Raw genomic sequence first — 11,715 nt, 5'->3', positions numbered from 1 at the left:
GTCGGAGTGTGGTGCTGGGGTGTACCCCAAAACGACAGTCCCACATGCATTCGGAGGGGTCGCGTTGGCCGGTTCGGTCAGCGCGGTATGCGGCAATGTAGTGCGTTCGAGCTAGCGAGTTAGGCGTTGCTTATTCACCCCAGAAAGCGACGATGTCCTTGCCCGCGGTCTTGGCCTCGCCAGCGTTCCCGACATACTGCTCAACGTTGTCGACCAGGTCTGGGTCATCCATGGCATCGACGGCGGCGTCAATGATCTCCCACTGAGCGACCGTGAAGACGCAGTCCTCCCACCGGACTGGTCAACGCTACACCGCGCCTACAGCGGCGGGGGCAGTCAAACGCTGTGCACGACGCGGATACCGGGCGGTGGCCTTTTTCAGCGCCACCGCCACGGGCGCCAAGTGCGACCGCTGCAGCAGGGCACGGAAGGCGTCATCGGACGGTAGCTGAGAGAGGATGCCGGCGACGAAGGCTCTGTCCTTCGAGGTGCGACAGGTATCGAGTAGCAGGGCCACCGTGGGCGCTGCGGCCGGACCGACCTGGCATACCACGTTGAATATCGGTGCCTTGTCGGGATACAGCGTGTGCGTGTCTATCGGCGCACGGCCCTTCAAGTGCCCGATGCGATCCAGCTGCGCGGCGGTCGTCGCTGACGTGACCAGCAGGTCCAGCGGCCATGAGTATTGGTCGGCGGCCTTCTCGTCGGCCAGGTCTGCCTCGAGCCAGTCCTGTCGTTCCGGCAGCAGGTACGACGACAGCATGCGGGCCGCCATTGAACCCGTGTTCCGTAGCGCCTCGACCCGCTGCACCGCCTCGGCGTACTCCTCGTGCGACGCCACAGCCAGACGAGCTCGTATCAGCCGAGCAGCCTCGGAATGCATGCCCCACCAGGGCTCGTCCTGCGGTCGACAGGACAGAGCGTCGTACCACCGGTAGTAGCTTTCCCGACGCCACGGCGTCCAACCGACAGGGTCCTGGTGACGCCGTTCCACCACCAATCGCCCGGCCTGCGTGAGAACATCGACGGCGAACCCGAGCCCACGTGCGGAAACCCAGCCGTCGACCATGGGAGCCGCGAGTTCCTCGCGGACGTGCCGGCCGTGTTCGACCATCGAGGAGCAACAGCTGTTCTGGTCGTCGGTAAGGATCCTGGCTACCGTTGCTGCGCCCAGCGCGGAAGGCTCTGCCCGACCGTGTGAATCGAGGTAATCCAGCCACAACAGCCCGGCATCGGCGAGTTCGTCGTTCCCCTCATGGCGCGTGTTGGCGAGCAATCCCTTGATCCGCTCCCGCTGTCGCTCGACTACCCGCGTCAACGGCGCGGTGGGCGCAGGCTCGATCGGGCGGTGACCGGTTACCCCGCGAAACGGCTCGGCCTTGGCCAGCCAGCGTTTCGGAACGACCCACTTGTCCTCATCGATCATGAGCGCAGGCTAGCGTCGCCGACCGACAGCTGACAGGTGTACACCCGAGCCCTATGGTGCGTTCAGCCAGCCGCGGCTCGGCCGGTCCGAAGCGCCCCGTAAGCGGCATCAGCGCGCACTGCCGGCGGCCGTACGGCGCTCTGCCCGTGTATCTTCCGGTCCGCGCTGGCCGGTTCCGTCAGCGCGCTATGCGGCATGACAGCGCGTTGGAGGCGCGGCCCGCGCCTACCGTCACGCCGCCCCACCCTCGAGATCAACCGTCCGATCCCAGTTCGGGAACCAGCACCGCGACATCATTGCCAAAGGCAGCGACCAAGCGACCGTCCGGCGACAAGCTCAGCGCGTTGACGGGTCCCTGAACGCGGTGGGTGCCGACCACGTCCCGGCCCGACGCGAGATCCCACATCCGGATCCGTCCGCCCTCGTCGCCGGCGACGACGAGGCCGCGCCCGCCGACGTCGCCGCAGGCCACGGCGGTGATCGGTTCCTGGCCGGTCAGCTCGGCGGCGCGCGCCGCCGTCGTCAGGTCCCAGACCTGCACGCTCCCGTCCTCGTACCCGGCGACCACATGCGGGCGACCGCCGACCATTGCGGACTCGACGGCTGCCACTTCGACGTCCTCGCAGCTGATCTCCGCACCCCGGAGGCCGCCCCCGCCGAGATCCCAGATCACGACCGCGCCCGTCGTCTCGCACTCATTGTCGGCCGTACCCGCGATCAGGTGGGTACGGCCGTGGAGCTGGATCGTCGTCAGCGCGACGATCGCACCGTAGCCGCCGGTGAGGGGGGCGCCGATCTGCTCACCGGTGCGCAGGTCCCACAGGCGGACGGTCTCGGCGCAGTCGTCGTGGTCGTAGTCATCGTCATCATCGTCGTCATCATCGTCAGGTTCGTCCTCGTGGGCACCGCTCGTCGCCACGCACAACCGGCCGTCGAGTTCCACCACCGTCAGGGCCAACCGCTGACCCGCCTGGTCACCGGTCGGGAACCGGCTGATCTCCGTCCCCTGAGCGAGGTCCCACACGCGGAGCGAGTGCTCGCGATCGTGGTGCAGGCTCACGGCGCAGGGACGCCCATCGAGCGTGACCGCCGCCAGCCCGTACACCGAAGCCCCGCCGGCCAGCGGCGTGCCGACCTGTGCACCGGACTCGAGATCCCACAGCCGGATCGTGCCGTCACCGCCCGCCGTCACCACGCAGTCGCGCCCGGCGACCACGGTGCGGTCGATCGACCCCACCCAGTCCTCGTGCCTTGACGGGAGCGGGGCTGCGGACCGGTTCTCCACTGCGTCGGCCAGGTCCCAGACCAGCAGTTCGCCGTCAACGCCCGAATAGCCGTACACGAAGGCCCCGCCGCTGATGACGCACGGCCGGCCGTCGAACTCGACCACGCTCAGCGCGCACACCCCGACGCGGTACCCGGTGAAAGCCGCGCCGACCTGCTCACCGGCCTCGAGGTCCCACAGGCGCACCGTCTGATCCCGGCTCCCGGTCACCGCGTAGGGGCGCCCGAGGATGGTGACCGCGGCCACCGCGTCGACGATCGCGCGATGCCCGACCAAGCCCTCGCCGACCGGTTCCCCGCCTATCAGGTCCCGCACCCGCACCCCGATCCCATCACCGGTCACCGCGCACACCCGCCCGTCGATCACGGTCGTCGCCAACTCGGAGATCCAGCCGCACCCGGTGAGCGGAGCGAAAGCCGGCGCGCCCGCGGCGACGTCCCACACGGTGATCATCCCGTCGGTCGCTCCGGAGACCACACACTCGCGGTCGCCGAAGCGCTGTACCACGAGCTGCCGCACCTGGCCCTCGTGGCCGAGCACCGGCCCGCCGACCGGCTGGCCGGTGCGGGGGTCCCACACGCGGACCGTCCGGTCCTCACTCGACGAGACAAGGCGCTCGTGCCCGTCCACGGTCACGGCGACCACCGCCCGCACCGCGCCCGAGTGCCCGGACAGCGGCCCGCCTACGCTCTTCCCGGTCGACGGATCCCAGATCTTCAGCAGCCCGTCCGCACCGCCGGTGACGATGCGGAGTTCCCCATCGAGCACCAGTGTCGCCACCGTATAGACGACGCCCCTGTGCGCCTTGACCGGCTTGCGTACCTCCCGGCCCCCGGCCAGGTCCCAGATCCGCAGGCGCCCGTCGACGTCGCCGACCACCGCGCATGACCGGCCGTCGAGCACCACCCCGGCGACCGCGGCGACCCCGCCGCCGCGGACCCGGATCGCGTCCCAGCGGGGGACCCGGTGCGGACCGGAGGCCCAGGCCGGCCGCCACGCGGAGAGGTCCGCGCGGGGAGCCGCCGTGGCTGCGGCGGGGCCGGATACGGCGTCGTATGGCGAGTGGGGTTCTATCACCGGTGGCACCTTCCAAGGTCAACGGGCGGTCAGAAGTTCGTCCGCGTGAGCCGCGCCGCGTCGGCGGCGGCCCGGATTCACCGCTGCCCGAGGGCAGCGTCGACGAGGGTGGTCGCCGCGGCCAGGGCGGCGCGAGCGACGAGTCTGCAGTCCCGCATTTGGGCTTGCGCGATGGCTCCGTCGAACAGGATGGCCAGTTGATCGGCAAGGCCGTTCGGGTCGGCGATTCCGGCGTCGTGGGCCAGGACACGAAATTGGTCGCTGGTGGCGGTTTTGTGCCTTTCCGCGACGGCGCGTGCGGGATGGCCGGGGTCGGCGAGTTCCAGGCTGGCGTTCATGAACGGACAACCGCGGAATCCTTTACTGGTGAACCAGGTTTCCAGCAGGGTGAAGCCGCCGAGGAGGCGGTCGCGGGCGGTGCCTGTCGCGGTCGCGGCGGCCAGCATGGCTTGTGCGGGCTCGTCGCGTGCTTCCAGGACCGCGACGACCAGGTCGTCTTTGGTGGGGAAATGACGGTAGAGGGTCATCTTGCTGACGTTGGCCTCGGCGGCGATGCGGTCGACGCCGACGGCGCGAATACCTTCGCGGTAGAAGAGTTTCGAGGCGGTTGCCAGGACCCGCTCGCGTGGGGTCATGGCGTGAACACCAACTTGGTGTAGTCGTGCGCGGTTTCGTGGCCGAGGACGAACGGTGGCTCGAACGGCGTGCGGCGGCGGATGATCTCGATGTCCAGGTCGCAGGTGGCTACGGCCAGGGGTCGGACCACGGCCTCGCCGCTGCCCGTGACCACCGGGTCTGCGATGTCGCGCCATTCGAGCTGGTCTCGGCCGGCAAAGGTGAGTGCTCGCATGGGTGTACTGTACTGTTCTGTATCGCAATCCGGCAAGGCTGAACCGGCCGGTGAACCACACTCGGACGAGAAATCCCCCACTTGTTCCAACATCCGATATTCGGCAGTAGCGGACGTTCCGCCGGCCTCGGATCGGCACGGCCAGTTGATCTTCCGATGCCCCACGTTGGCCGGTTCGGTCAGCGCGGTATGCGGCAGAATAGTGCGTTCGACGTAATGCGACTGCGCGATCAGGACTCGCCGCTGAGCCATGAGTAGATCTTCTGGGCACGCTCATGATCGTCGAACGTCCGAAGCGTGCCAGCATACTTGTACGGAAGGTTGTCGGCTTCGGGATCATCGAGGCAGTTGTAGATCCAGTTCAGCGTGAACGCAATCCGGCCGTCTTCGTGGACGGCCAGGACGTCGTCCATGCGCATCCCTTCCCCTTCTACGACAACTCGGACACCTGAACATCTCTGAGCCAGAAGATCTGCCAGATACACCGAATAGCCGAGCAACCTCACCGCTCGCTCCCTGGGAGGGTCCTCGATCTTCGCCATGGACGAGACCATGCCTTGGAGGAAAAACACGCTCTCGTCAGTGCCATCCTGCGTTTCCCCTCATATCGTGGAGGCCGGACCATAAAGGAAAGGCCAGATGGCGGAGAAGAGACGCAAGTTCGATGCGGAGTTCCGTGAGGGAGCGGTCCGGATCGTGCGCGAGACCGGGCGGCCGGTCGCGCAGGTCGCTCGTGAGTTGGGGGTGAACGAGGGCACGCTGACCACGTGGGTGGCCCGGGATCGGCAGCAGCGTGAAGGCGGTGCCGGTGACCGGCTCAGCGAGTCTGAGCGGGCCGAGCTGTTGCGGTTGCGGCGGGAGAACGCCGAGCTGGCGATGGAGCGTGATGTGCTCAAGCGAGTTGGCTTGTGCCGCACTGAAAATGGCTGCAACCACGCGGGGTGGATTCGAGGCGATCGACGGGGTGATCTTCCACTCCGACCGCGGCGGCGAATACACCGCCGCGGCCACGAACGTCTTGTGCCGGCATCTCGGGGTGGTGCAGTCGATGGGACGGGTCGCATCGGCCTTGGACAACTCACCGGCCGAATCGTTCAACTCCACCCTGAAGGTCGAATTCGTGCACCGGCACCGTTTCCGCACCCGCGCCGAGGCCGCGTTGCGGATCGTCACCTGGATCACCGGCTTCTACAACCCCATCCGCCGCCACAGCCTCTGCGGCGGAATGTCGCCGATCAACTACGAAACCGACATGGCCGCCGTCCGAGCGGCCTTCGCAGCAGCCCTGTCACGAGACGAGGCCGCATAAAGGAGCCTCCACACTTCGAGGGGATTGCCATCCAACTGCGCACCTTGTCTGCGCTCCCACTCCAAGAAACGATGGGCCTCGGCCAATAGCTGATCACTCACGGACGCATCCTATGCAGGCCGACCGACAGTCACGCTCCCCGTGATTGGCAATGCAGGACGTCGGGCGGGCAGAGATGATCTCGGCCCGTTGACCTTCCGAGTGGCGCGTAGGCCGGTTCGAACCGCCCGCTCCGCGGCGGATGAGTTCGTTCGGGGATCTTGAATGGGTGCGACCGGTTGATCTCGATGTAGGCGGTCTCGAACTTGCCCTGATCCCGGGTCGGACGTTGTCGTGCTGATACCGTCCTGCGGGTGGTGAGGGCTGGGTTGGCGCAAGTGGTTAATTCGTTGACCGATTCTGAGTTCGGTATCTGTTTCGACAATGCGGATTGGGTGACTCTCGCCAAGCCTGTCGTCGCGCTGGGCGGTGATTGGCCGGCCGCGCTCGCACTGGCCGGCATGCCGTCGGTCTGGAGTCCAGCCGTCGACGATGCTGTGCAGAATCTTCGGGTGCAATCGAGACGGGACATGCGTGATCTGCCGTCGCTGGGTTTCTGGAGTGCGGTCTGCGGGTTGGTCGGACGATCTTGGCGTCTCGGGCTTGTCGATGAGTTCACGGCAACGGTCCGCCTGGACGGCATCTGGCTGCACATCAGCGAGCACGACCCTCGAGATCGCGCAGAGGAGCTGATCTGGGAGGGCATGGCTTGTTTCGAGCTCGACCATTTCGTGGATACGGATGTGGCAGATCGGGCGGAGGCTCTGTTGACGGAGGCGGACAGATTGATCCCCGATGGCGCAGTCGATGTCGCGTTTTGCGAAAAGGCCCTTGAGGCCTTCCTCTGAAGGCACGTCCTCGAATCCAAGTACATTTGATGCGTCATGCCCGCGTGATGTAATGCCGACGATCGAATCGGTCACGGAGTACTCATAGTTCGACCGTATGGCGTTTATCGAGGTGGTTCATGGTGCGGAGGCAGGTTCCTGCGTCGACGGCGGACAGGCGTTCGGGCCTTCCCAAACCGGTCCGGAGCCCAGGGTGATGCTCGGTCCCGGGCGAGTCATCAAGCGGTCGTTGATCTACTCGGCGGCTGACCCTGCCCTGCTCGCCCAGGAGCGGGCAACGATTGTCGTGCACCGGGCGGCGGGTGGGTGGCAAACCCGCTACACCGCCTACGGTGTCGTGGTTGACGGCTATGAGGTCGCGAAACTGCGCCGAGGGAGAACCGTCGAGATCTCGGTGTTGCCTGGCACCCATCGGGTCGAGTTGACGATCAACCTGAGTCAGGCCAGCCCGATCCGGGAGGTCACGTTGACACCGGGGCAGCGACGTCGTCTGGTGAACACCTCGAAACCGTATCTGCAGGCCCTGGCCGCAGCACACAGCCACGAGTTCCTCAACCTGGAGTGGGCAGATTAGGAACGCCCTCAACTCGGCAGTAGCGGATGTTCTGCGCCGTACCAGGTTCCGGGCGCCGGCGCCTCGCGCTGGCCGGTTCGGTCAGCGCGGTATGCGGCTAGTTAGTGCCCGTGTACGAACTGATCGTTCAGCGGCTCGGTGGTTTTGAATCGTGGCGGTGGACGACGGCCTATCGTCGGATCGGGGGTCGGTGCGGCGGAGGCAGCGATGGGGTCCTGGCGTGAGGAGTTGGACCGGCGTGAGGCCGCGACCGCGGAGCAGGTCGAGGAGCTGCGTCGGCAGATCGCCGAGCTGAGCGAACAGCTCGAGGCGGCCGAGCAGCGATTGTCGAGGTTTCAGATCACACGCGAAACGATGGACGAGATCCTCGACGAGCGGGCCGAAGTCGATGATCAGGACGCGCGGACGGCTGGAGCTGATTCTGATGGCGATACGAAAACTGTTGTGTCGCAGTCAGGTCCTGGTGCGGGCAGGCTGATCGGGGCGTTGCTGGTGCCGCAGCGGGTGGCGGGGATGGACCCGGCCGCGGTGCTGCCGGAAGACTACGGCGAGATCCTGGAGGTGCTGGCCGAGGCCGCCGATGGGCTGCGGGCCGGGCAGATCGCCGCCGAGTTGGGGATAGCGACCACCGATCGAGCGAAGGTGGAAGGACTGCGGTCGAAGTTGAAGCGTCTGGTCGCGCGAGGTTGGGCCGATCAACAGCCCTCGGGGAAGTTCATGATCGCCAATGAGGCTGACGTAGTGGGTGATTGACACCTTTTCTGTGTGTCAATCAGGGCTTTTGCCGACAGTCGATGCGGCAATGGCCCTGCGGAGCGGGACCCGGTGGTAGCACTCGGAATTACCACACCCCGTTTTGCCATTCCACTAGGTCCCGCCATGTCGTTCTACTCCGCAAACATCATCGCTGGCAGCCCGATCACCGAAACCTGTTGTGCCTGTGTGGCATGCCGATTCGGGCACGGCACCGATCGCCCGCCCAGGCAACGCCGCTATACCTGTGATGCCACCGACGCCGAATGGGCGGTGCTCGCACCGCTGCTGCCGTGGCCAAGCTGGCTCGATGGCGGGGGCGGTCACCCGGAAAAGTACTGCCGTCGCTGCGTGATCGATGCCATCTGTTACGTCGTCGATAATGGAATCAAGTGGCGAAACCTGCCTACAGACTACGAAATCCCCTGGCGCACAGTCCATGCTATCTTCACCCGCTGGAACCGCGCCGGATTCACCCTCGCGGTCCACAACGATCTACGCGAACGAGTGCGCTTGGCCCAGGGGCGTGCCACCGAGCCCACCGTGGCGGTCATCGACTCGCAATCGGTGAGGGCCGCCGAAACCGTCGGTTCGGCCAGCCGTGGGTGGGACGCGGGCAAGAAAGTGGCAGGTCGCAAGCGCCACGTCCTGGTGGACTCGATCGGACTGCTGCTGGTCGTGGTCGTTACCGCCGCCAGCGTCCAAGACCGCGACGGTGCTCGCACCGCCCTGACCCTGCTGCGGGACTGGTTCGAGAAAATCGTCCTGATCTGGGCTGACGGCGCCTACGCCGGAAAACTCGTGACCTGGGCCAAACACACACTCGGCTACACCATCGAGATCGTCAAACGCAGTGACGCCGCCACTGGTTTCGAAGTCATCCCACGCAGGTGGGTGGTCGAGCGCACGCTGGCCTGGATCTTCCAGCACCGCCGCTGTGTTCGTGACTACGAACGCCTGCCCGAACACCACGAAGCCATGGTCCAGTGGGCCATGATCATCCTGATGCGGCGCCGCCTCGCCCGCGCTAAATGATCAGTTCGTACACGGGCACTTAGCTTGAAATTTAACCTCCGCGGCCGCTGGTGTGACCCCGGTTGATCATGCGAGCAGCCCTTGTCTGATGATTGCTGTTGCGACACAGGCAATTTCATACAAGGGCTGCGGTGATAAGTATGGCCGATGGCGGGCACGGGGGCTCGTTCGGGGAGTTGGTGGCGTTCCGGCAGGGGTTCTACGACTGCCTGACCCGGCGTGGGGATGTGTTGTTCGAATTGTGTGAGGCGGTGCTGTGCGCCGACGGGCCGGTCCGGTCGATGGTCGGGTTGTCGTTGGTGGGCGAGCATCGCCGCGGACATGGAGCGCTGTATGATGCGGTGAACCATGGACGGGTCGAGATCGCCTGTCTGCGAACAGCTTTAGCGGGTGTGCGGTTGCCGCGGGCGGCGGACGGGCGTCTGGTGCTGGCGGTCGATGTGTCACCGTGGTTGCGGCCGGATGGCGCGACCTGCCCGGACCGGTCGTTCTGCCACACCTACGGGCGTGGCCGCAATGAGCATCAGATGATTCCGGGGTGGCCGTACTCGATCATTGCCGCGCTCGAGACCGGCCGCAGTTCCTGGACCGCGCCGCTGGACGCGCAACGGCTGGGTCCCGGTGTGGACATTCTCGCCGTGACCGCCTCCCAGATCCGTGACCTCGTTGGCCGGCTCATCGACGCCGGGCAGTGGCGCGAGAACGACCCGGACATGCTATTCGTACTCGACGCCGGCTACGACGGCCCTCGCCTGGCCTACCTGCTGTCCGACCTGCCGATACAGATCCTGGTGCGGTTGCGCTCGGATCGGGTGTTCCGCCGCCCGGCTCCGGAATATCTCCACCCGCCCGAGGGCGGTCGACCCGCTCGTCATGGCGGTGAGTTCGTATTCAAAGACCCGGCCAGCTGGGGTACCGAAGATATCGCAACACATACGGACACAAGGCGTTACGGGGCAGCGACCGTCGTCGCGTGGAACCGGCTGCACCCGAGGTTGCAACGCCGGTCGGCGTGGGCGGACTGGGTCGGCCCGATGCCGATCCTTGAAGGCACGGTGATCCGGCTGACGGTCGAGCAACTACCCAGCGGCGGAGTGAACAAACCCGTGTGGCTGTGGTGGTCGGGCACCGACACAACCATCGGTGACGTCGATCGATGTTGGCGAATGTTTCTGCGGCGCTTCGATATCGAACATACCTTCCGAATGTGGAAGCAGACACTGGGCTGGACCCGACCGCAGGTGCGTGACCCCGACTCGGCCGACCGCTGGACCTGGCTGATCCTCACCGCATACACCCAGCTACGGCTGTCCCGGGCCCTGGCCGCCGATCTGCGGTTGCCGTGGGAGAAACCCGTTGCACCGCACCGCCTTACACCCGCCCGGGTGCGACGAGGGTTTCGTCACATCCGCGCGAAGACGGGATCTCCCGCCAGTGCACCAAAACCTTCCCGTCCTGGCCCAGGACGTCCGCCCGGGGTGAAGAACCGCCACCACGCCACTCGCTACGACGTCGGACTCGTCCTGGTCACCGGCCAGACATACACCCGCCCCGCACACCACCAGAAAGGCACCAAACCCCGCCGAACAGCGCAAACACCAGCCAGAGGTTAAATTTCAAGCTTAGAGACTGGTGTCAGGATCGGATCCCGGCCTGGATCTGATCCAGGTGCCCGGTGGGATGCTCCCTATATTTGGCTGCCCACCGTCTGGATTGGTGTGGCTCTCTATTGGCTTGCCTCCCACCGGGTGCCGTGCAGGGAGTGGCTGAAGAGGGGCCTGCCCCGGCTCGAACTAGCGGTGCCCTCCCGCACGGACACCACGATGCCGACCACGGGAGGAACCGGCGATGACCGTCATCATCGGGATGGATCCGCACAAACGCTCGGCCACCATCGAAATCATCGACAGCACCGGAAGGATCCTGGCCGGCGGCCGGTACGGCACCGACACCGCCGGATATAACGAAATGCTGTCTGCGGGCAAGCAGTTCACTGACCGGGTTTGGGCCATCGAGGGCTGCAACGGCATCGGCCGCCACCTGGCGCACCGGCTGGTCCACGACGGCGAGACCGTGATCGACGTGCCCGCGAAACTGTCGGCCCAGGTACGGGTGTTCGCCACCGGCAACGGCCGCAAAACCGACCCCGTCGATGCTCACTCGGTCGCCCTGGCCGCCTCGCACGCACCGAATCTGCGTCGGGTCGAAGCCGATCCGGAACTGATCGCCCTGGGCATGCTCGCCGACCGCCGTGACGAACTCGGTCGTGCCCGCACCGAAACCCTGTGCCGGCTGCACCGGCTGCTGCTGGAGTTGGTTCCCGGTGGCGCCAAGACGTTTCTGTCGGCTCGCCAAGCCCGTGACCTGATCGCCACGATCACGCCCGGCGATGCGGCTGCCCGGATCCGGCGGCGTTTGGTCGTGGAGCTGATCGAGGATCTGGAAACCATCGACCGCAAGACCAGGGCCGCGGACACCGAGTTGCGGCAGCTGGTCACCGAGCGTGGTTCCACGTTGAT

General features: G+C 66.1%; 12 protein-coding genes and 1 pseudogene. 8 read left to right on the top strand and 5 right to left on the bottom strand.

The features are described from left to right. Nucleotides 1-307 precede the first annotated feature (307 nt). From ACIRRA_RS44560 to ACIRRA_RS44540, 5 genes are all read right to left on the bottom strand, one after another. Nucleotides 308-1,426 carry a hypothetical protein gene (locus ACIRRA_RS44560; RefSeq protein ID WP_402781741.1) on the bottom strand — a complete coding sequence of 373 codons (1,119 nt, stop codon included), beginning with the start codon at nt 1,424-1,426 and terminating at the stop codon, nt 308-310. Between the two features lie 253 nt (nt 1,427-1,679). Further along, nucleotides 1,680-3,788, bottom strand: a complete 2,109-nt coding sequence (locus tag ACIRRA_RS44555) for a WD40 repeat domain-containing protein (protein WP_402781739.1) — start codon at nt 3,786-3,788, stop codon at nt 1,680-1,682. Between the two features lie 77 nt (nt 3,789-3,865). After that, entirely contained in the window at nt 3,866-4,423 is a 558-nt protein-coding gene (locus ACIRRA_RS44550; RefSeq protein ID WP_402781737.1) for a TetR/AcrR family transcriptional regulator, read from the bottom strand. Beyond that, nucleotides 4,420-4,890: a hypothetical protein gene (locus ACIRRA_RS44545; RefSeq protein ID WP_402781735.1), complete on the bottom strand. Its 471-nt coding sequence runs from the start codon at nt 4,888-4,890 to the stop codon at nt 4,420-4,422. Before ACIRRA_RS44545 ends, ACIRRA_RS44550 begins: the two co-directional genes overlap by 4 nt. Continuing rightward, nucleotides 4,869-5,180 carry a hypothetical protein gene (locus ACIRRA_RS44540; RefSeq protein WP_402781732.1) on the bottom strand — a complete coding sequence of 104 codons (312 nt, stop codon included), beginning with the start codon at nt 5,178-5,180 and terminating at the stop codon, nt 4,869-4,871. Before ACIRRA_RS44540 ends, ACIRRA_RS44545 begins: the two co-directional genes overlap by 22 nt. A 97-nt stretch (nt 5,181-5,277) precedes the next feature. On the opposite strand from ACIRRA_RS44540, the pseudogene ACIRRA_RS44535 reads away from it, so the two are divergent. From ACIRRA_RS44535 to ACIRRA_RS44500, 8 genes and pseudogenes are all read left to right on the top strand, one after another. Next, nucleotides 5,278-5,493, top strand: a pseudogene (locus ACIRRA_RS44535) (transposase); the annotation flags it as partial. After that, on the top strand, nt 5,432-5,947 hold the full coding sequence (locus tag ACIRRA_RS44530; protein ID WP_402781730.1) for an integrase core domain-containing protein: 516 nt from the start codon (nt 5,432-5,434) through the stop codon (nt 5,945-5,947). The pseudogene ACIRRA_RS44535 and the gene ACIRRA_RS44530, both read left to right, overlap by 62 nt. A gap of 389 nt (nt 5,948-6,336) precedes the next feature. After that, complete coding sequence (locus tag ACIRRA_RS44525; RefSeq protein WP_402781728.1) at nt 6,337-6,834, top strand: hypothetical protein; 498 nt, start codon at nt 6,337-6,339, stop codon at nt 6,832-6,834. Nucleotides 6,835-6,931: 97 nt separating this feature from the next. Next, the gene (locus ACIRRA_RS44520) at nt 6,932-7,408 is read left to right on the top strand and encodes a hypothetical protein (RefSeq protein ID WP_402781726.1); all 477 of its coding nucleotides are present in this window, start codon (nt 6,932-6,934) and stop codon (nt 7,406-7,408) included. Nucleotides 7,409-7,615: 207 nt separating this feature from the next. Beyond that, nucleotides 7,616-8,161 (top strand): hypothetical protein, encoded by a 546-nt coding sequence (locus tag ACIRRA_RS44515; RefSeq protein WP_402781724.1) that lies wholly within the window; start codon nt 7,616-7,618, stop codon nt 8,159-8,161. A 12-nt stretch (nt 8,162-8,173) separates the two neighbouring features. Then, on the top strand, nt 8,174-9,196 hold the full coding sequence (locus tag ACIRRA_RS44510; protein ID WP_402781722.1) for an IS5 family transposase: 1,023 nt from the start codon (nt 8,174-8,176) through the stop codon (nt 9,194-9,196). 92 nt (nt 9,197-9,288) lie between these two features. Further along, on the top strand, nt 9,289-10,809 hold the full coding sequence (locus tag ACIRRA_RS44505) for an NF041680 family putative transposase (protein WP_402781720.1): 1,521 nt from the start codon (nt 9,289-9,291) through the stop codon (nt 10,807-10,809). A 235-nt stretch (nt 10,810-11,044) separates the two neighbouring features. After that, nucleotides 11,045-11,715: transposase (locus ACIRRA_RS44500; protein ID WP_402781717.1), on the top strand; the 671-nt coding region annotated here is incomplete at its 3' end.

This window comes from Nocardia sp. NPDC101769, from assembly GCF_044766925.1.
In the GTDB taxonomy this organism is placed as follows: domain Bacteria; phylum Actinomycetota; class Actinomycetes; order Mycobacteriales; family Mycobacteriaceae; genus Nocardia.
The sequence above is the reverse complement of the archived record's forward strand: the minus strand, read 5'-3'. Positions and strand labels throughout refer to the sequence as shown.

Bases quoted from the DNA above. Each gene is read 5' to 3' on its own strand.
- ACIRRA_RS44550 (WP_402781737.1), bottom strand. From the start codon at position 4,423: ATGACCCCACGCGAGCGGGTCCTGGCAACCGCCTCGAAACTCTTCTAC.
- ACIRRA_RS44540 (WP_402781732.1), bottom strand. From the start codon at position 5,180: ATGGCGAAGATCGAGGACCCTCCCAGGGAGCGAGCGGTGAGGTTGCTC.
- ACIRRA_RS44515 (WP_402781724.1), top strand. From the start codon at position 7,616: ATGGGGTCCTGGCGTGAGGAGTTGGACCGGCGTGAGGCCGCGACCGCG.
- ACIRRA_RS44520 (WP_402781726.1), top strand. From the start codon at position 6,932: ATGGCGTTTATCGAGGTGGTTCATGGTGCGGAGGCAGGTTCCTGCGTC.
- ACIRRA_RS44545 (WP_402781735.1), bottom strand. From the start codon at position 4,890: ATGGCTCAGCGGCGAGTCCTGATCGCGCAGTCGCATTACGTCGAACGC.
- ACIRRA_RS44560 (WP_402781741.1), bottom strand. From the start codon at position 1,426: ATGATCGATGAGGACAAGTGGGTCGTTCCGAAACGCTGGCTGGCCAAG.